The organism is Sulfitobacter sp. 1A13679, assembly GCF_043557115.1.
Lineage (GTDB): Bacteria > Pseudomonadota > Alphaproteobacteria > Rhodobacterales > Rhodobacteraceae > Sulfitobacter > Sulfitobacter faviae.
This window is the reverse complement of sequence record NZ_JBIFFO010000020.1, coordinates 1-17,941: the sequence shown is the minus strand read 5'-3', so window position 1 is coordinate 17,941 and position 17,941 is coordinate 1. Positions and strand designations below refer to the sequence as shown.

At 64.2% G+C, this 17,941-nt stretch carries 20 protein-coding genes; 2 read left to right on the top strand and 18 right to left on the bottom strand.

Features of this window, described 5'->3' with window-relative positions; genetic code table 11:
- Positions 1-60: 60 nt before the first annotated feature.
- The 16 genes from ACGYLA_RS15140 to ACGYLA_RS15065 all read right to left on the bottom strand — a co-directional run bounded on the left by ACGYLA_RS15140 (position 61) and on the right by ACGYLA_RS15065 (position 14,836).
- Positions 61-1,212 (bottom strand): NADH-quinone oxidoreductase subunit E, encoded by a 1,152-nt coding sequence (locus ACGYLA_RS15140; protein ID WP_394433566.1) that lies wholly within the window; start codon positions 1,210-1,212, stop codon positions 61-63.
- Between the two features lie 79 nt (positions 1,213-1,291).
- Positions 1,292-2,536, bottom strand: a complete 1,245-nt coding sequence (locus tag ACGYLA_RS15135; protein ID WP_322327941.1) for an NADH-quinone oxidoreductase subunit D — start codon at positions 2,534-2,536, stop codon at positions 1,292-1,294.
- A complete protein-coding gene (locus tag ACGYLA_RS15130; protein WP_169306047.1) occupies positions 2,536-2,709 on the bottom strand; it encodes a hypothetical protein in 174 nt (57 codons plus the stop codon). Before ACGYLA_RS15130 ends, ACGYLA_RS15135 begins: the two co-directional genes overlap by 1 nt.
- On the bottom strand, positions 2,709-3,338 hold the full coding sequence (locus ACGYLA_RS15125) for an NADH-quinone oxidoreductase subunit C (RefSeq protein WP_136720172.1): 630 nt from the start codon (positions 3,336-3,338) through the stop codon (positions 2,709-2,711). The genes ACGYLA_RS15130 and ACGYLA_RS15125 overlap by 1 nt, the downstream gene beginning before the upstream one ends.
- 101 nt (positions 3,339-3,439) lie before the next feature.
- Positions 3,440-4,054, bottom strand: coding sequence for a NuoB/complex I 20 kDa subunit family protein (locus ACGYLA_RS15120; RefSeq protein ID WP_394433564.1), 615 nt, complete (start codon positions 4,052-4,054; stop codon positions 3,440-3,442).
- Complete coding sequence (locus ACGYLA_RS15115; protein WP_067263411.1) at positions 4,045-4,410, bottom strand: NADH-quinone oxidoreductase subunit A; 366 nt, start codon at positions 4,408-4,410, stop codon at positions 4,045-4,047. The genes ACGYLA_RS15120 and ACGYLA_RS15115 overlap by 10 nt, the downstream gene beginning before the upstream one ends.
- 162 nt (positions 4,411-4,572) lie before the next feature.
- Positions 4,573-5,355 carry a crotonase/enoyl-CoA hydratase family protein gene (locus ACGYLA_RS15110; protein ID WP_394433562.1) on the bottom strand — a complete coding sequence of 261 codons (783 nt, stop codon included), beginning with the start codon at positions 5,353-5,355 and terminating at the stop codon, positions 4,573-4,575.
- A 1-nt stretch (position 5,356) separates the two neighbouring features.
- Positions 5,357-6,211 carry a hydroxymethylglutaryl-CoA lyase gene (locus ACGYLA_RS15105; protein ID WP_394433560.1) on the bottom strand — a complete coding sequence of 285 codons (855 nt, stop codon included), beginning with the start codon at positions 6,209-6,211 and terminating at the stop codon, positions 5,357-5,359.
- Between the two features lie 31 nt (positions 6,212-6,242).
- Positions 6,243-6,911, bottom strand: a complete 669-nt coding sequence (locus ACGYLA_RS15100) for a glutathione S-transferase family protein (protein ID WP_394433558.1) — start codon at positions 6,909-6,911, stop codon at positions 6,243-6,245.
- Complete coding sequence (locus ACGYLA_RS15095) at positions 6,908-8,848, bottom strand: acetyl/propionyl/methylcrotonyl-CoA carboxylase subunit alpha (RefSeq protein ID WP_394433556.1); 1,941 nt, start codon at positions 8,846-8,848, stop codon at positions 6,908-6,910. The genes ACGYLA_RS15100 and ACGYLA_RS15095 overlap by 4 nt, the downstream gene beginning before the upstream one ends.
- A 75-nt stretch (positions 8,849-8,923) precedes the next feature.
- Positions 8,924-10,528 (bottom strand): carboxyl transferase domain-containing protein, encoded by a 1,605-nt coding sequence (locus tag ACGYLA_RS15090; RefSeq protein ID WP_394433554.1) that lies wholly within the window; start codon positions 10,526-10,528, stop codon positions 8,924-8,926.
- A complete protein-coding gene (locus ACGYLA_RS15085; RefSeq protein WP_394433552.1) occupies positions 10,525-12,036 on the bottom strand; it encodes an AMP-binding protein in 1,512 nt (503 codons plus the stop codon). The genes ACGYLA_RS15090 and ACGYLA_RS15085 overlap by 4 nt, the downstream gene beginning before the upstream one ends.
- 1 nt (position 12,037) lies before the next feature.
- On the bottom strand, positions 12,038-12,754 hold the full coding sequence (locus ACGYLA_RS15080; RefSeq protein WP_394433550.1) for a flavodoxin family protein: 717 nt from the start codon (positions 12,752-12,754) through the stop codon (positions 12,038-12,040).
- Complete coding sequence (locus tag ACGYLA_RS15075; protein WP_394433548.1) at positions 12,747-13,148, bottom strand: DUF1622 domain-containing protein; 402 nt, start codon at positions 13,146-13,148, stop codon at positions 12,747-12,749. Before ACGYLA_RS15075 ends, ACGYLA_RS15080 begins: the two co-directional genes overlap by 8 nt.
- A gap of 42 nt (positions 13,149-13,190) precedes the next feature.
- Positions 13,191-13,676 (bottom strand): lysozyme inhibitor LprI family protein, encoded by a 486-nt coding sequence (locus tag ACGYLA_RS15070; protein WP_394433546.1) that lies wholly within the window; start codon positions 13,674-13,676, stop codon positions 13,191-13,193.
- A complete protein-coding gene (locus tag ACGYLA_RS15065) occupies positions 13,676-14,836 on the bottom strand; it encodes an isovaleryl-CoA dehydrogenase (protein ID WP_271693430.1) in 1,161 nt (386 codons plus the stop codon). Before ACGYLA_RS15065 ends, ACGYLA_RS15070 begins: the two co-directional genes overlap by 1 nt.
- A 144-nt stretch (positions 14,837-14,980) precedes the next feature.
- Between ACGYLA_RS15065 and ACGYLA_RS15060 the strand changes: the two genes are divergently transcribed.
- On the top strand, positions 14,981-15,457 hold the full coding sequence (locus ACGYLA_RS15060; protein ID WP_394433544.1) for a pyridoxamine 5'-phosphate oxidase family protein: 477 nt from the start codon (positions 14,981-14,983) through the stop codon (positions 15,455-15,457).
- Positions 15,458-15,459: 2 nt separating this feature from the next.
- Here the strand turns inward: ACGYLA_RS15060 and ACGYLA_RS15055 are convergent, their stop codons facing one another.
- Both ACGYLA_RS15055 and ACGYLA_RS15050 read right to left on the bottom strand, forming a co-directional pair.
- Entirely contained in the window at positions 15,460-16,653 is a 1,194-nt protein-coding gene (locus ACGYLA_RS15055; protein ID WP_394433542.1) for a DegT/DnrJ/EryC1/StrS family aminotransferase, read from the bottom strand.
- Positions 16,653-17,327: an HAD-IIIA family hydrolase gene (locus ACGYLA_RS15050; RefSeq protein ID WP_394433540.1), complete on the bottom strand. Its 675-nt coding sequence runs from the start codon at positions 17,325-17,327 to the stop codon at positions 16,653-16,655. The genes ACGYLA_RS15055 and ACGYLA_RS15050 overlap by 1 nt, the downstream gene beginning before the upstream one ends.
- Before the next feature lie 138 nt (positions 17,328-17,465).
- On the opposite strand from ACGYLA_RS15050, the gene ACGYLA_RS15045 reads away from it, so the two are divergent.
- On the top strand, positions 17,466-17,941 hold a 476-nt coding region (locus tag ACGYLA_RS15045), incomplete at its 3' end, for an NTP transferase domain-containing protein (RefSeq protein ID WP_394433538.1).

The window sequence follows — 17,941 nt, the reverse complement described above, 5'->3', positions numbered from 1 at the left end:
CGGCTTATGGCTCTGCGGGGTGGTGTGGGTGCCGTCCTTGGCCCGTTGTTAATCTCCGTCTTATTCTTCTGCGAGGCGCGCGGCCTGCTCTACCCAATTGTCGCGGCTGACGCGGCCTTTGAACCCTTCGAGGTTCTGATCGACCCAAGCGACCTCCTCAGGGCCCCATTGGGCGATCTGATCAAAGTGGTAGAACCCCATGCCGTTGAGCATCTGCTCTAGCTTCGGACCGACGCCTTTGATCTTTTTCAGATCATCCGCCTCGCCCTCACGCGGGCCGTCCAACTGCGCGGGCTTTTGGCCGGGCGTCGCGGGGGTGTCGGTCTCGGCCTCGGCGGCATCGACGGTTTCACCCGCGGGGTCGCGCTTGGAACGCGGCTTGCTTTTCGAGGCGGCCTCGGCCTCCTGCTCGGTGATGCCGGTCTTGTCGGCGCTTTCGCCCTCGGCGGGACGCGGCTCTTCGGCTTCGACCTCTTCCACGGTTTCAGGCTCCGGCGCGTCGGGCTTGCGCTGCCATGGGGTCAGCAGCGGCACCTCGGTGCCGTCGATGCGCTTGACCGTATCGCCGATATCGACCGCCGCTTGCGCGCTGGCGTTATACTGCGTGCGCCCGCTTTCGTGATCCGTGAGGCTGGTCAACCCGCCCAGAGGCTCGGAGGCATAGCGCCCGTTCTGCGGCCCGGGCACGGGCACGCGCCCCTCGCTCAACTCATCAAGGATTTCGTTCAGCCGCGCGGTGGTCAGGTCTTCGTAATAATCCTTGCCGATCTGCGCCATGGGGGCGTTGGAACAGGCACCGAGGCATTCGACCTCTTCCCAAGAAAAACGCCCATCCGCCGACAACTCATGCGGCTTGGCGGCGATACGCTCTTTGCAGACGGCGACCAGATCCTCGGCCCCGCAAATCATGCAGGAGGTGGTGCCGCAAACTTGGATATGTGCCACGGAACCAACGGGTTGCAGTTGGAACATGAAGTAGAATGTCGCCACTTCGAGGCCCCGGATATAGGCCATGCCCAGCATTTCCGAGACATGTTCGATCGCGGGGCGGGTCAACCAGCCCTCTTGCTCCTGCGCGCGCCACAAAAGCGGGATGATCGCGCTGGCCTGACGGCCTTCGGGGTATTTGGTGATCTGCGCTTCGGCCCATTCTTGGTTGGCGGGCGTGAAGGCAAAACTGTCGGGCTGGTCAGGGTGTAGACGGCGGAGCATTAGTTCGAACCTATGGTCAGGCGGAGGCCAATGATGCCCCCGGCGTAAATTTCTTCAAAACGAGGTGACGCCAGCGGCATCACCGGTCGATCTCTCCAAAGACGACGTCCATGGTGCCGATGATCGCGGCCACATCGGCAAGCTGGTGGCCGCTGGCCACATGGTCCATCGCCTGCAAGTGCAAGAAGCCCGGCGCGCGGATTTTGGAGCGATAGGGTTTGTTGGAGCCATCGGCCACAAGGTAGACGCCAAACTCGCCCTTGGGTGCTTCGACGGCGCAGTAGACCTCGCCCTTGGGGACGTGGAACCCTTCGGTGTAAAGCTTGAAGTGGTGGATCAGGCTTTCCATGTCGGTCTTCATCGCGGTGCGCGACGGCGGGGTGATCTTGCCCCGGGCCAGCACATCGCCCTGCCCCTCGGGGGCGCGCAGCTTCTCGATCGCTTGCTGGATGATGTAGGTCGACTGGCGCATCTCTTCCATCCGGCAAAGGTAGCGGTCAAAGCAGTCGCCGTTCTTGCCCACGGGAATCTGGAAGTCGAATTCGTCGTAGCATTCATAGGGCTGCGCGCGGCGCAGGTCCCAAGCAAAGCCCGACCCGCGCACCATCACACCGCTGAAGCCGTAGTTGAGGATATCCTCCTCGGTGACGACGCCGATGTCGACGTTGCGCTGTTTGAAGATGCGGTTCTCGGTCAGCAGCTCATCAATGTCGACCATGAACTTTTTGAGGAACTGTTCGCACCAAGCTTCGATATCGTCCAGCAGCGCGGGCGGCAGGTCTTGGTGGACGCCGCCGGGGCGGAAGTACGCCGCGTGCAGACGCGCGCCGCAGGCCCGCTCGTAAAAGATCATCAGGCTCTCACGCTCTTCAAAGCCCCAGAGCGGCGGCGTCAGCGCGCCCACGTCCAGCGCCTGCGTGGTGATGTTGAGAAGGTGGTTCAGAATGCGCCCGATTTCCGAGAACAGCACCCGGATCAGCGAGGCACGGCGCGGCACCACCGTGTCGGTCAGCTTTTCGATGGCCAGACACCAAGCGTGCTCTTGGTTCATCGGGGCCACGTAATCCAGCCGGTCGAAATACGGCAGGTTTTGCAGGTAGGTGCGGCTTTCCATCAGCTTTTCGGTGCCACGGTGCAGCAGGCCGATATGGGGGTCGCAACGCTCTACCACCTCACCGTCAAGCTCAAGCACCAAGCGCAAAACCCCGTGTGCGGCAGGGTGTTGCGGGCCGAAGTTAATGTTGAAGTTGCGAATCTTCTGCTCGCCGGACTCAAAGTCGGTCGACCCGTCGTCAAAGGCTTTTGTGCGAATGTCGCCGTCCATTACCGTTTCTCCAGTTCTTGCAGCTTCATGCCCATCCACCACAGCAGGGCAATCGTGCCCAGCGGGATCAGACAGGCCACCGCCCAGTATTTGTTGATGCCGAAGAACGGCAGCAGTTTGACCATCGGAATGGCGGTCAGCGCCGAGAGGATCAGCCACCAAAGCCCGCCCATTACTTCGCGTCCTTGCTCACATGACCGTCGGGTGCCGACTTGTCGTCGCCGGGCAGGATGTAATCAGCCCCTTCCCAAGGCGACATGAAGTCGAACTGGCGGTATTCCTGAACGAGGCTCACAGGCTCATAGACCACACGTTTGGCGCCTTCGTCATAGCGCACTTCGGTATAGCCGGTGGTCGGAAAATCCTTGCGCAGCGGGTGCCCGCGGAAACCATAGTCCGTCAGAATACGGCGCAGGTCCGGGTGGCCGGAAAAGAGGATGCCGAACATGTCAAAGACTTCACGCTCGAACCAATCGGCACTGGGGTGCACGCCGGTGATGGAGGGCACCATGTCCTTCTCCCGCGCGGCGGCGCGCAGGCGAATGCGCTGGTTTTGGTACATCGACAGGAAGTGGTAAACCACGTCGAAACGCTTGGCCCGGCCCGGATAATCCACCGCCGTAATGTCCACCAAAGTCGAGAAGCGGCAGGTCGGGTCACCTTTGAGGAACTCGACAAGCCCGGCGACATTGGCCAGCGCCACATCCATGTTCAACTCACCCTTGGTGACATCCCATCCGAGCACGCAATCGGGGCGTTTGGCTTCGATATAGGCCCCAAGTTCCTGCAGTTGTTCGCTCATCGCAAATCTTCCTTCCACGCGCCGATCAACGCCATCTCACTGTCCCGCGCCTTTGGCGCTTTGTCCTTCTGCCTGCCCCGCTGGTGGCGCAGGCGGTTGCCTTAGCGCACGATCGTCCCGGTGCGGCGGATCTTACGCTGCAACTGGAGGATACCATAAAGCAGTGCTTCCGCCGTCGGCGGGCAGCCGGGCACATAGACATCGACCGGCACGATGCGGTCACAGCCGCGCACAACCGAATAGCTGTAGTGATAGTAACCGCCGCCATTGGCGCAGGACCCCATCGAGATCACATAGCGCGGCTCTGGCATCTGGTCATAGACCTTGCGCAGCGCCGGGGCCATCTTGTTGGTCAGCGTGCCCGCGACGATCATCAGGTCCGACTGGCGCGGAGAGGCGCGTGGTGCTGTGCCGAAACGCTCAAGGTCATAGCGCGGCATGGAACTGTGCATCATCTCAACCGCGCAGCAGGCCAGACCGAATGTCATCCAGTGCAACGAGCCCGTGCGCGCCCAGTTGATGATGTCTTCGGTCGAGGTCAGCAGGAACCCCTTGTCCTGCAACTCGGCATTCAGGCTTTGGGTGGCGAACTCAGGGTCCGGCCCCGCGCCATATTGGCCATAGGCCGCAGGGGCGGAGGCACCGGATTTCACCCGTGGGCTTTGGTGGCCATCGCCCATCACCGGGCTGACGAGTGCGTCATCTTTTACTGCCATTCCAGCGCTCCCTTCTTCCATTCATAGGCGAAGCCCGCCGTCAGCACGCCCAAGAACACCATCATTGACCAAAAGCCCACCATGCTCACCTCTTTAAAGGCCACGGCCCATGGAAAGAGGAAGGCGATTTCAAGGTCGAAGATGATGAAGAGGATCGAAACCAGATAGAAACGCACATCAAACTTCATCCGCGCATCGTCGAATGCGTTGAACCCGCATTCATAGGCCGAGACCTTCTCCGGGTCAGGATTGCGCACGGCCACGACCACAGCGGCGAGGATCAGCACAAGGCCAAGGCCAATCGCCACGGCCAGAAAAACGAGGATGGGCAGGTATTCCCGCAGCATGTCGTCCAAGGGGATGCTCCTTTCGCGGTGCGCGGCATGAGGCAAAGGCCAAAAGCCCGCGCAGACAAACTTGGGACGGGTTTAACTCTGCCCGTGGGTAGGGTCAACGGGCCAAGCCCGGTTAATGCCGCCCACGGGCCCGCAATAGAGCCATTTCGCCAAAGCCTTGAGCTAGACCACCCAAGCGGCTTTGCGCTTATCAAAGAAGGCACCGATTCCCTCGGCAGCCTCATCGGTTTCCCAACGCGCCGCGAGGGCATCAATGGACATTTCCACCGCCTCGGGCGTGGCGATTCCACCCAAGTCCTGCGCCAGCTTCTTGGCCGCCGCCACCGCCCCCGGCGCGCAGGAGAGGTAGGGCACGACCTCGGCCTCGACTGCCGCGTCCAACTCCTCGGCCGGTACGGCGCGGGCCAACAGCCCCAGATCGACCGCCTCTGCAGCATCAAACAGACGCGCCGACATGAAGACCCGCCGCGCGCGCCCCTCGCCCATCCGCGCCAGCACATAGGGCCCGATGGTGGCCGGGATGATGCCCAGACGGGTCTCAGTGAACCCCATCTTCAGCGTCTCGACCCCCACGGCCACGTCGCACACCGAGGCCATGCCGACGCCGCCGCCGAAGGCATTGCCCTGCAGCTTGCCGATCACCGGCTTCGGCAGCGCGTTGAGCGCGCCCAGCATCGTCGCCAGCTTACCCGCCTCCGCCGAGCGGGTCTCGGCATCCATGTCGCGCTGGTCGCGCATCCAGCCCAGATCGCCGCCCGCACAGAAGGATTTGCCCGCCCCGGTCAAAACTACGACGCGCACCGCGTCATCCTCCGCCAGCTTGCCCGCCGCCGTAGTCAAATCGGCCAGCATCTGCGCCGACATGGCGTTGTGTTTCTCCGGACGGTTGAGGGTAAGCGTCGCCACCCCGCGCGCGTCGGTTTCGATCGTCAAAGTCTCGTACATGTCAGCCTCGCATCGCCCGTGCCATTTCGGCGGCTTCCAATACCACCGCCTGATCGACGCCGGTGTCATAGCCAAGCGCCATCAGATGTTCATTCACCGTCTCGGTCGCGACATTGCCCGCCGCCCCCGGCGCATAGGGACAGCCGCCCAAGCCGCCCACGGCGGCATCGAAGACCCGCAGGCCCATCGACAATGAGGCGTCGATATTGGCCATCGCCCGGCCATGGGTGTCGTGGTAATGCCCCGCAAGCCGCCCTGCGGGCACCACGTCGCGCACCGACAGCAGCATCCGTGCGATACTGTCGGGCGTGCCCGCGCCGATGGTGTCGCCCAAGGAAATTTCGTAGCAGCCCATGGCAAAGAGCTTGTCGGCCACGCGGGCCACGTCGCCGGGATCGACCTTGCCGTCATAGGGGCATTCCACCACGCAGGAGACATAGCCGCGCACCGGGATGTCCACGTGCCGCGCCTCTTCGAGGATGGGGGCGAAACGCTCGAAAGCCTCGTCGATGCTGGCGTTGATGTTCTTCTGGCTGAACCCTTCGGAGGCGGAGGCGAAAATGGCGATCTCGTCGGCCTTCGCGGCCAGCGCATCTTCATAGCCGCGCATGTTGGGCGTCAGCGCCGCATAGCGCACGCCCTCGGCACGCGTGATACCGGAGAGCACCTCGCCCGAGCCGGCCATCTGCGGCACCCACTTGGGGCTGACGAAACTGGCGCATTCGATGCGGGCAAAGCCCGCTTGGCTCAGCTTGTCCACCAGCGCGACCTTCTCGGCAACGGGGATCTCGCGTTTCTCGTTCTGCAGACCGTCCCGCGGGCCGACCTCGAAAATCTCACATGGTCCAAGGCTCATTGGCCGCACTCCTTCCATGACTGGGCCATGGTCATTCAATCGGCCATGGCGCGTAGAATTCCTTCTCGTAGAGCTTCGCCCCCTCGGGCAGCGCCTGGGCGAAGCTGTCGCGTTCCGTGATCCGTTCATACCACGCCGCGACCGAGGGGTGGTCATCCAATTTCACAAAATGCCGCGCCATGTAGACCGCTTGACCGACCGAGATGTCGGCGGCAGAAAAGCCGGAGGTCAGCAGGTAGTCGCGGTTCTCCAGCGGCGTCGAGAGCCGCGCCTCCAGCGCGTCGTAGCATTTGCCGATCCGCGCGGCCTCGAGCTTCATCACGATGGGGCTGCGCATGTGATCCTCGCGCAGGGCGATGTGCTGCTGGGTCAGTGCCGCCGTGTGCTGGCTGATGGTCTCGGCGAAATGCACCCAGACCAGCCAAGCCATGCGGTCCGGGCTGCCGACCGAGCGGCCCATACGGTCGGGGCTGTAGCGCTCGCAGAGGTACTGGGTGATCGCCCCGGTTTCGAACATGCGCTCGCCGTCGATCTCCAGCGCTGGTACCCGGCCTGCGGGCGAGAGCACGAGGTATTCCGGATCGCGCAGGCTGCGGTCGAAGGCATGCATCTTGACCTGAAACTCCACGTCGTCCAGCTCGTGCAGCAGCCAGAGCGTGCGCATCGAGCGGGTCTGCGGACAGTGATGCAGCGTAATCATGCGCCCTCCTCGGCTTCCAGACGCACCAGCGCCGCCCCGGCCTCGACCTGATCGCCCGCTTGCGCCAGCACCTCGGCCACCACGCCGTCGCGTGCGGCGAGCAGCGAGTGTTCCATCTTCATCGCCTCCAGCACCGCCAGACGGTCGCCCTTGGTGACGCTCTGGCCGACCTCGGCGTCAATGGCGCGGACGAGGCCCGGCATCGGCGCTTCGACGATATTGCCATCGCCATGGGCGGCGGCGGCGCGGGCCAGTGGGTCGATCACGTCAAAAGCGATGCCATAGGCATCGAAGACCGTGACCACGTCGCCCGCGACCGAGACCGGGGGCGCTATATGGCCGTCGATCTTCCAGCGGCCCGCGATGCGCTCGGCGCGCACCTCGTGATCGCCCACGGACCATAGCTGCACGTCTTCTGAAAGCACCCGCACCTTCAGCAGATGCTCCTCGCCCTCGCGGCCCAGCATCACCTGATGCCGCAGGGGCCGCCAAAGGTTGAACCCGGCCTCCGCTTGCGGCTGGTCCAGCCCAAGTGCTGCCATCCCGGCCAGCGCGACATGCCGCCCCGGCACCTCAGGCTGGGCCGTCAGCGCCTCGATGTCGCGCGCGATCAGGCCCGTATCCACGTCGCCCTTGGCAAAGCCCTCATGTTCGGCCAGCGCACCGAGGAAGGCGAGGTTGGTGACCGTACCGCCAACTTCACACCCCTTCAGTGCCGCGCGCAAGCGCGACAGCGCCACGTCGCGCGTGGGCCCGTGCACGATGACCTTGGCGATCATCGGGTCGTAAAAGGGGCTGATCGTGTCGCCCGCCCGCACGCCGCTGTCGGCCCGGGTCTGGGGCGTGAAGGACAGATGTGTGAGCGTCCCGGTGGCGGGCAGGAAACCCTTCGGCACGTCCTCGGCATAAAGCCGCGCCTCGAAGGCATGACCGTTGATCGAGAGCTCATCTTGGCGCTTCGGCAGGGCTTCGCCCGCGGCGACGCGCAACTGCCATTCCACCAGATCGACCCCGGTCACCAGTTCGGTCACCGGATGCTCCACCTGAAGCCGCGTGTTCATCTCCATGAAGAAGAACCCGTCGGTCGAAAGCCCGCCCGAGCCGTCGACGATGAATTCCACCGTCCCCGCCCCGGCATAGCCGATGGCCTCGGCCGCGCGCACCGCCGCCTGGCCCATGGCCGCGCGCATCTCTTCCGTCATGCCCGGCGCCGGCGCCTCCTCGATCACCTTCTGGTGGCGGCGCTGGAGCGAGCAGTCGCGCTCGAACAGATGCACCGCATGGGTGCCGTCGCCAAAGACCTGCACCTCGATATGGCGCGGCTTGGTGACGAATTTCTCGACCAGAACGTCCGGGTTGCCAAAAGCGGTCTTGGCCTCGGAGCGCGCAGACTCCAGTGCCGCCTGAAAGCCCCCGGCCTCCTCGACGAGCCGCATGCCCTTGCCGCCGCCGCCCGCGACGGCCTTGATCAACACCGGGTAGCCGATCTTCTCGGCCTCGCGCGCCAGCAGCGCATCGTCCTGGTCCGCCCCGTGATAGCCGGGCACCACGGGCACGCCCGCCTCGACCATCAGCGCCTTGGCGGCGTCCTTAAGACCCATGGCGCGAATGGCCTTGGCCGAAGGGCCGATGAAGGTCAGCCCCGCGGCCTCGACCGCCTCCACGAAATCGGGGTTCTCGCTGAGAAACCCGTAGCCCGGATGGATCGCCTGCGCGCCGGTATCGAGCGCGGCTTGGATGATCACATCGCCCTTCAGATAACTTTCCGCCGGCGCCGAGTCGCCGATATGCACCGCGGCATCCGCCATGGCGACATGTTTCGCGCCCGCATCCGCGTCCGAATACACCGCCACGCAGCGCACCCCCATGGCTTGCGCCGTTTCCATCACCCGGCAAGCAATCTCACCCCGGTTCGCAATCAGGATCGTGTCAAACATGCCCTACCCTTTTCATCTCTTTCTGGCTCCAAATATGTCGGGCGTTCCGGGGGCAGCCCCCGGACCGCGTCGCGATCACATCCGGAACAACCCAAATTTCGTCGGTTCGATCGGCGCGTTCAGACTGGCCGACAGGCTCAGGTAGAGCACGTCGCGGCTCTTGCGCGGATCGATGATCCCGTCGTCCCACAGACGCGCGGAGGCATAGAGCGGGTGGCTCTGTTCCTCGAACATATCGATCGTGGGCTGTTTGAAGGCGGTCTCTTCCTCTTCGGTCCAAGTCTCGCCCGCGCGTTCCATCGCGTCGCGCTTGACGGTGGCCAAGACGCCCGCCGCCTGCGCGCCGCCCATCACGGAGATGCGGCTGTTGGGCCATGTCCAGAGGAAGCGCGGCCGGTAGGCGCGGCCCGACATGCCATAGTTGCCCGCGCCAAAGGAGCCGCCGACGAGCATTGTGATCTTGGGCACGTTGGTGGTGGCCACCGCCGTCACCATCTTGGCGCCGTGACGCGCGATGCCTTCGTTTTCATATTTGCGGCCGACCATGAAGCCGGTGATGTTCTGCAAGAAGACCAGCGGGATGTTGCGCTGGCTGCAAAGCTCCACGAAATGCGCGCCCTTCTGGGCCGCTTCTGAGAAGAGTACGCCGTTGTTGGCGATGATGCCGATGGGGCAGCCTTTGACATGGGCAAAGCCGCAGACCAGCGTCTCGCCGAAGCGGGACTTGAACTCGTCGAAACGGCTGCCGTCGACGAGCCGCATGATCACCTCCCGGATATCATAGGGCGTGCGCAAGTCGGCAGGCACGACCCCGAGCATCTCGGCAGGGTCATAGGCGGGCTCTTCGGGGCTGGCCCAATCGACCGTTTTCGGCTTGGTCTTGTTAAGCTGCCCCACGGCGCGGCGCGCCAGTGCCAGCGCATGGGCGTCGTCCTCGGCCAGATAATCCGCCACGCCCGACAGCCGCGTGTGCACGTCGCCGCCGCCGAGATCTTCGGCGCTCACCACCTCACCCGTCGCGGCCTTCACCAGCGGCGGGCCGGCGAGGAAGATGGTGCCCTGTTCCTTCACGATGATGGTCACGTCCGACATCGCGGGCACGTAAGCACCGCCTGCGGTGCAGGAGCCCATCACGACGGCGATCTGGGCGATGCCCTTGGCGCTCATCCGCGCCTGATTATAGAAGATCGCGCCAAAATGGTCGCGGTCGGGGAAAACCTCGTCTTGGTTGGGCAGGTTCGCACCGCCAGAGTCCACCAGATAGATGCAGGGCAGATGGTTCGCCTCGGCGATCTCCTGCGCGCGGAGGTGTTTCTTCACCGTCATCGGGTAATAGGTGCCGCCCTTCACGGTGGCGTCGTTGCAGACCACCATGACCTCGTGCCCCTGCACCCGTCCGATGCCCGCGATCACGCCCGCGCAAGGTGCTGCACCGTCGTAGAGACCATGCGCCGCGGTGGCGCCGATCTCCAGAAACGGGCTGCCGGGGTCGAGAAGGTTCGCCACCCGCTCACGTGGCAGCATCTTGCCGCGGCTTTCGTGCCGTGCGCGGGACTTCTCGCCGCCGCCCAGGGCGGCGGCCTCGGCGGCCTCGCGCACCTCGCTCAGGGCTTTCAGATGCGTCATCTCGTTGGCCTTGTAGGCATCCGAGGATGGCAGGGCTTGGGATGTCAGTTTCATGTTACGTCCTCATTCTCTCGCGCCGCCAGACGCTTCAATTCCTTGCGGATCACCTTGCCGGTGACGGTCATGGGCAGGTCCTGCACGAAGGCGATCTCGCGCGGGTAGGAATAGCTGGCGAGCCGGTCCTTCACCCAGTCCTGCAATTCCTTCGCCTCGACCACGGCACCCGGTTTCAGCACCACATAGGCCTTCACGATCTCGGTGCGGAGCGCATCGGGCTTGCCGACCACGCCGCAGGTCGCCACGGCGGGATGGGTGAGCAGGCAATCCTCGATTTCCGCCGGGCCGATGCGGTAGCCGGCGGAGGTGATCACGTCATCCTCGCGTCCCACGAAGCGCAAATAGTCGCCCTCCCAGATGCCGCGGTCGCCGGTCAGCAGCCAGTCGCCGTGGAACTTGGCCGCCGTCTCCTCGGGCCGGTTCCAGTAGCGCAGCATCATCGAAGGCGCGCCTTTGCGCACCGCCACGTCGCCCTCGGCATCGGCATCGGTGGGCTGACCGTTTTCATCCAGCACAGCCAGTTCGAACCCCGGCACCGGCTTGCCGATACAGCCGGGCTGGGCGGGGAAATCGACGCCGCAGCTCGAAGCCACCATATTGCATTCGGTCTGGCCGTAGAACTCGTTGATCTCAAGCCCAAACGCCTCGCGGCCCCATGCCAGCATTTCGGCCCCCAGAGGCTCGCCGCCGCTGGCGACCGAGCGCAACCCCGGCAGCAAGACATCCGCGGCCTTCAGCATCCGCAGCGCCGTGGGCGGGAAGAAAACGTTGCGCACGCCGCCCTTCGCGATCACCTCGGCGCAGCCTTCGACGGTGAACTTCGGCATCCGTGCGGCCACAACCGGCACACCAAGCGCCAACGCCGGCATCGCCACGTCGAAAAGCCCGCCGATCCACGCCCAATCCGCCGGGGTCCAAAGGCAATCGCCCGCCTGCCCCAGATGGTCATGGCTGACCGACACGCCCGGCAAATGGCCCGAGAGCACCCGGTGCCCGTGCAACGCGCCTTTCGGCGTGCCGGTGGTGCCGGAGGTGTAGATCAGCACGGCGGGGTCTTCGGGGCCGACCTCGGCGAATTCCACCGCCTCACCGTCCACGCCAGCCTCCGCCGCGTTCCACGGGGTGGCCAGATCGCCGAGCAGTTCCGCGCCTTCCGCATCGGTCAGCACGATTTCGCAGCCCGCGTCACCCACCCGGGTGGCCAGCGCGTCCCGTTTGAACAGTTTGAACAGCGGCACCGAGATCGCGCCGATCTTCCAGATCGCCAGATGCGCCGCCGCGCACCACGGCGACTGGCTGAGCAGCACGCCCACCCGGTCGCCGCGCGCGACCTGCGTTTTCAGCGCGCGGGCCAGACCGTCGACCATCTCGTGCAGCGCGCCGTAGCTCACGTCGCGCCGTTCTGTAGCGGTCAGGTCGATGATCGCCAGTGCATCGTCGGGCTGGGCGAGGCATTGCGCCGCCATGTTGCCCTGCCAGATGGGCCAGTCGCCTTCGTTCTTCATATCAGCTTCGGTACTCCGGATTTTCGAAATCGAACCGCGCGCCCGCGTCCCAGGCGTTGCGGTCATTGCCCTCACGCGGGTAGCCGCCCGCGTGTTTCAGCATCCGCGCCAGATGCAGGGCGTTCCATGTCATGATGGTGGTGTTGCGCTGCGTGAACTCGTTATCGAAACCCGCGCGCTTGCCGTCCACATCATCGCCGTAAGACGGCCCCGGCCCGGCCTCGCCAATCCAGCCACAATCGGCCTGCGGCGGGATCGTGTAGCCCAGATGGTTCATCGCGAAACCGGTGGTCATGGCGACATGTTTGATGCCGTCCTCGTTGCCCGTCACCACGGTGCCGCCGACCTTGCCGTAAAAGACCGACTGGCCCTTGTCGTTGAGCTCACCGCTCATGGCATAGAGCCGCTCGATCAGCACACGGCAGACACTGCTCTCCTCGCCCAGCCACAAAGGCGTGCCGATGATCAGAATGTCGGCGGCCAAGACCTTCTCCCAGATCGCGGGCCAGTCGTCGCGGTCCCAGCCGTGTTCGGTCATGTCCGGATAGACGCCCGGCGGCACTTGGTGATCCAGCAGGTAGAGGTGTTCGACACCCACGCCCTGCGCCTCCATGATCCCCGCGCTGGCGTTCATCAGAAGCTGGGTGTGGCTGTCGCCCGGGGTCTTCTTGAGCGAGCAGTTGACGTAGAGCGCCTTGAGATCGGAATAGTCAGTCACGGCCAAGTTCCTTCTTCAGTTGCTCCAGCTCCCGGTCAAGGAAGTAGGAGGTGATGGAGCGGATGATGACCAGCATCAGCAGGAACAATAGGTCCGCAAAACGCAGGCTGATCGCGGTGTGGATCACGTCCGAGACGATGAAGAGTTCCAGCCCCGCAAGGATGTAGCGCCCCAGTTCGATCCGCTCGCGGTTGGTGCGGCGGACGCGCTCTGCCCCCTTCTGGGCGATCTCGGCGATCGTCACCCCGGTCAGGAAACGTGCCGCACCGATCAGCAGCAGAATGATGGCGGCGATGTCGATGACCGCGGCGAGGATCTCGAAACCCTCGATCAGCCAAGGTAGAAAGTGGTGCAGGACACCGCCTTCTGTCTCCAGTTCTATCAGGTTTTCCATCCTGATCCCTCCGTCCTGTTTGGCCGACACAGCGAGATGCGGTTAATAGGCCGCCCCCAAACGCAGCGCCTGTTCCCCCGTCATCTGCATCAGGCAGGCCAAGGTTGCAGGCCCGCCGCCTGTGCCACCGCCCCATTGGCTGCGTTCATAATCGCAGGCGGCATCACGAAAGGTAATCCACGCGCGCTGCATGTCACGCAGCGCCTCGGCCTGCGAAGGCAGTTGCGGCTGGTAGAGGGCATTCTCCTCATCGGCGGACTTCGCCTGCACCATGCGGGCGCGGTAATTCTCGTTCAGCAGGCCGTCCCAAAAGGTCAACTCAGCATCAAGACACCCGCCCATGCCGACGGTCGTATAGCCGCCCGGCCCTTCCATGCAGAGGTTGGCCGAAAGGCCAATGCAGGCGCGCTGGTCGGTGAACTCTTCGGCCCCGGCCAGACAGTCCGCCGTGGCGGCATCGGAATAGGTGATGTCCTGCGCGGATACCGGCCCCGCCAGAAACGCGCAGGCCAGCAGGAGGGCGCGCATCACATCGCCCCCATCATCTCACGGCCCACCAGCATGCGGCGGATCTCGGACGTGCCCGCGCCGATCTCCATCAGCTTGGCATCGCGGAAGATGCGGCCCACCGGGTTGTCGCTGAGGTACCCCGCGCCGCCCATCGCCTGCACCGCCTGATGCGCCTGCACCATGGCTTGCTCCGAGGCATAGAGACAGCAGGCCGCCGCGTCCTGACGGGTCACGTCGCCCCGGTCGCAGGCTTGCGCCACGCTATAGACATAGGCCCGCGCCGAGTTCATCGCGGTGTACATATCCGCCATCTTGCCCTGCATCAGCTGGAAATCCCCGATGCGCTGGCCGAACTGCTTGCGCTCGGCCATGTAGGGCATGATCTCATCGAGACAGGCCGCCATGATGCCGAGGCCGATGCCCGCCAGCACGACGCGCTCGTAATCGAGACCCGACATCAGCACGCGCACGCCCTTGCCCTCTTCGCCGAGGATGTTCTCGAAGGGCACTTCGCAGTCTTCAAAGATCAATTCCGCGGTGTTCGAGCCGCGCATGCCGAGCTTGTCGAAATGCTTTGAGGTCGAGAACCCCTTCATCGACTTCTCGATCAGGAAGGCGGTGATGCCCTTGGAGCCGGCATCCGGGTCAGTCTTGGCATAGACCACCAGCGTCTCCGCGTCGGGGCCGTTGGTGATCCAATACTTGTTGCCGTTCAGACGGAAGTGGTCGTTCCGCTTCTCGGCATGCAGTTTCATGCTGACCACGTCACTGCCCGCGCCCACTTCGGACATGGCCAGCGCGCCGACATGCTCGCCCGAGCAGAGTTTGGGCAGGAACTGCGCCTTCTGCTCCGGGGTGCCGTTCAGCTTGATCTGGTTCACACAGAGGTTGGAATGCGCGCCGTAGGAAAGCGAGACCGAGGCGGAGGCGCGGGCGATCTCTTCGACGGCGACCGTGTGGGCGACGTAGCCAAGACCGGAGCCGCCGAACTCTTCCTCGACGGTCATGCCCAGAAGGCCCAACTCGCCCATTTCCTGCCAAAGCTCGGCGGGGAATTCGTTCTTGCTGTCGATCTCGGCGGCCATCGGCTTGACGCGCTCCTGTGCCCAGCGGTGCACCATCTCACGCATGGCCGCGACGTCTTCTCCCAGATCAAACTGCATACTTGCGTTGAACACGGCTTCTCCCCCCGATTTATTGAACGCTTGTTCATTACCTACCGCCCCGCCCGCTTTGCGTCAAGCGGCGCGATGTGGAACCGCCCCGCGCCGCGGCGGGTTGGCCCTTCGACCAAGCGAACACTACAACAAAGCGAGATGCAAATGAGCGATGATCTGAAAAAAGAGTTTTGGGACCGTCTGGACGACACCCGCGCCGGGATGCTGATGACCAAGACCGCCCGCGCGATCCCAATGACCCATTACATCGACGAAGACGACCGCGCCGCCGTGCTGTGGTTCATCACTGCCAAAGGCACCGATCTGGCGCAATCCGCCGAAGGGCGCGCCGCCGCCGAATACCTGATCGCCAGCAAGGACGAATCCCTCTGGGCGCGGATCGAGGGCCATGTTTCCGCCGTGACCAATCCGACCGAGCTGGACAAAATTTGGAACGCCATCGCGGGCGCATGGTTCGAAGACGGCAAGCAGGACCCGGATGTGCAATTGATTCGCTTCGACCTCACCGAAGCCGAGGTTTGGGCGACCGATGGCGGGCTTAAGTTCCTCTATGAGATCGGCAAAGCGCAGATGACCGGCCAAAAGCCCGACATGGGCAAACATGGCACCATCCGCTTCTAAGCCTACCCTCCCTGAAAAACGGCGCTGACCTCGGCCCGGATGATCCGCGCGATCAGGGCGCAATCCTCCAGCGAAAAGGTCAGCGGCACACGTATGTCGATCAACCCCGCCAGCACCGCATCGCTGGCGGGCATTTTCTCAGCCCGCGCATAGCGCCATGTGTCGTAGCGGCTGGTGAAGCCCGTAGGCTCGGCCCTGCCGAACCATTTCAACTCCACCCCGCGCGCAGCGCAGCGCGCCAACACCGCCTCGACATCCTCCGCCGACCAGTCTTTCAACAGGAATTGGATCGACGAGCCAACGATGCTCTCCGCCTCGGGCCGGTCGATGACCGTGAGCCCCGGCGTGTCGCGCAGCCCCGCCTCGATCACCCGATAACGCTCATTCCAGCGGGCCACCTGTTCCGCCAGCCGCCGCAATTGCGGGCGCAGGACCGCGGCGCGCAGGTTGTCCATCCGTCCCGAGATATTGGGCGTCTCATAGCGGATCGTCTCAAAAGCCTCCGGCCCCGGCGCGGCGGCGTGGCGGTCATAGAGCATGTAAGACCCCGACAGCATGATCGCCCGCGCCGCGACCTCGGCATCATCGGTGATCAGCAACCCGCCTTCACCCGCGTTCACATGTTTATAGGTCTGGCAGGAAAAACACCCCAGTTTCCCCTGCGTGCCCGATGGCTTGTCGTTCCACGCCGCCCCCATCGTATGGGCGCAATCTTCGATCACCGTGATGCCGTGCGCATCGCAAAGCGCCATCAGAGCGTCCATGTCCACCAGATGGCCGCGCATATGGCTAAGCAGCAGCACATCGGCCTGATCCGCCTTGGCGGCGAGATCGTCGAGGTCGATCACCAGCTGCTCCGTCACGCCGACGAAAACCGGGACCGCCCCCAGCGACGCAATCGCCCCCGGCACCGGGGCGAGTGTGAAGGCATTGGTCAGCACCCGGTCGCCCGGTTTCACCCCCACTGCGCGCAGCGCCGTGGCCATGGCATAGCCGCCCGAGGCCACGGCGAGGCAGTATTTCGCCCCCGTCATCGCGGCGAATTCCTGCTCCAGCAGGGCAACCTCGGCCACCTCCCCCGGGACTGTATTGTAGCGGTGCAACCGTCCGTGACGCATCACCGCCACTGCCGCCTCGATCGCATCTTCGGGGATCGGCTCTTGCTGCGTGAAACTGCCGGTGAAGCGCTCGGCCATCAGGCGGCTTTGCCGATCAAACGTTCGATGACCTCCGGCAGGTTGACGAAATCGTCCAACAGCGCTTCGGGCTCCAGCGCGGCCATGTCTTCGCCCGAGGGGCCGAAGGTCACCAGCACGCACGGAACCCCTGCGGCTTTGGCGGTCTTGCGGTCGGTGTCGCTGTCGCCGATCAACACGCATTGCGCCGGATCGCCCCCGGCGCGGCGGGCGGTTTCGAACAGGTGCTCCGGGTCAGGTTTGCGCACGGCCAGCGTATCAGCCCCCAGCATCGCGCCGAATGCATCGCGCACGCCAAGACGGGTCAGCAGCAACTCCGCCAAAGCCTCGGGTTTGTTGGTGCAAATCGCCACGCGGTAGCCCGCGGCTTTGAGCGCGGCCACAGCCTCCATCGCGCCGGGGTAGATGATGGTATGGGTGTCGATGTCGCGCCCATAGGCTTCGAGCAGCATCGGGTAATAGCGGTCAATCGTCGCCGCATCATCGGCACGGCCCAGCTTTTGCATCCCCAAGGTCAGCATCGCCCGCCCGCCGCGCAGCGCGGTGCCCGCATCCTCGGCATGGACCAGCACATCGCCCTCGCCCATGTCACGGAAGCACGCATTGGCAGCGGCGATCAAATCGCCCGAGGTATCGGCCAAGGTGCCGTCGAGATCGAAAACCACTGTCTTCACTGGATACTCCTTGGGCGGAACCCCGCCTTGCAAAATGGCATCGTGTTGCAGTCCGCAACCTAGTTTGATGGGCCGCAACCTTGCGCCTTTGTGCGAAGCGCGTAAAGAGAATGCAAGCTGAAGAACAAAGAGATTTACATGGAAACTGCATTGATCATTCTCGCCGCGGGCAAGGGGACACGGATGAACTCGGACCTGCCAAAGGTGCTGCACCGCGTGGCCTCTGCCCCCATGCTGGAACACGCCATGGCCGCGGGCGCCATGCTCGCACCCCGCCATACGGTCGTGGTGGCCGGGCACGGGGCCGATCAGGTCCGCGCCGCCGCCACGCTTTTTGACGAAGACGCGCAGGTGGTCGAACAGACCGAGCAATTGGGCACGGCCCATGCGGTGGCGCAGGCCCGCCCGGTATTGGAGGGGTTCGAGGGCATGGCACTGGTGCTTTACGGTGACACGCCCTTCGTCCAGCCCGAGACGCTTGAGAAGATGCAGGAAGCGCTGGCGACACATGACGTGGTGGTTCTGGGGTTCGAGGCCGCCGATCCCGCCCGATATGGCCGTTTGGTGATGCAGGGCGACGCCTTGGAACGGATCGTCGAGTTCAAAGACGCCTC

Excerpts from the sequence above, each read along its gene's own strand:
- ACGYLA_RS15095 (WP_394433556.1), bottom strand. The coding sequence starts at position 8,848 with ATGTTTGACACGATCCTGATTGCGAACCGGGGTGAGATTGCTTGCCGG.
- ACGYLA_RS15110 (WP_394433562.1), bottom strand. The coding sequence starts at position 5,355 with ATGTACGAGACTTTGACGATCGAAACCGACGCGCGCGGGGTGGCGACG.
- ACGYLA_RS15135 (WP_322327941.1), bottom strand. The coding sequence starts at position 2,536 with ATGGACGGCGACATTCGCACAAAAGCCTTTGACGACGGGTCGACCGAC.
- ACGYLA_RS15130 (WP_169306047.1), bottom strand. The coding sequence starts at position 2,709 with ATGGGCGGGCTTTGGTGGCTGATCCTCTCGGCGCTGACCGCCATTCCG.
- ACGYLA_RS15075 (WP_394433548.1), bottom strand. The coding sequence starts at position 13,148 with ATGGAAAACCTGATAGAACTGGAGACAGAAGGCGGTGTCCTGCACCAC.
- ACGYLA_RS15140 (WP_394433566.1), bottom strand. The coding sequence starts at position 1,212 with ATGCTCCGCCGTCTACACCCTGACCAGCCCGACAGTTTTGCCTTCACG.
- ACGYLA_RS15055 (WP_394433542.1), bottom strand. The coding sequence starts at position 16,653 with ATGGCCGAGCGCTTCACCGGCAGTTTCACGCAGCAAGAGCCGATCCCC.
- ACGYLA_RS15105 (WP_394433560.1), bottom strand. The coding sequence starts at position 6,211 with ATGAGCCTTGGACCATGTGAGATTTTCGAGGTCGGCCCGCGGGACGGT.
- ACGYLA_RS15060 (WP_394433544.1), top strand. The coding sequence starts at position 14,981 with ATGAGCGATGATCTGAAAAAAGAGTTTTGGGACCGTCTGGACGACACC.
- ACGYLA_RS15120 (WP_394433564.1), bottom strand. The coding sequence starts at position 4,054 with ATGGCAGTAAAAGATGACGCACTCGTCAGCCCGGTGATGGGCGATGGC.
- ACGYLA_RS15070 (WP_394433546.1), bottom strand. The coding sequence starts at position 13,676 with ATGCGCGCCCTCCTGCTGGCCTGCGCGTTTCTGGCGGGGCCGGTATCC.
- ACGYLA_RS15090 (WP_394433554.1), bottom strand. The coding sequence starts at position 10,528 with ATGAAACTGACATCCCAAGCCCTGCCATCCTCGGATGCCTACAAGGCC.
- ACGYLA_RS15100 (WP_394433558.1), bottom strand. The coding sequence starts at position 6,911 with ATGATTACGCTGCATCACTGTCCGCAGACCCGCTCGATGCGCACGCTC.
- ACGYLA_RS15125 (WP_136720172.1), bottom strand. The coding sequence starts at position 3,338 with ATGAGCGAACAACTGCAGGAACTTGGGGCCTATATCGAAGCCAAACGC.
- ACGYLA_RS15085 (WP_394433552.1), bottom strand. The coding sequence starts at position 12,036 with ATGAAGAACGAAGGCGACTGGCCCATCTGGCAGGGCAACATGGCGGCG.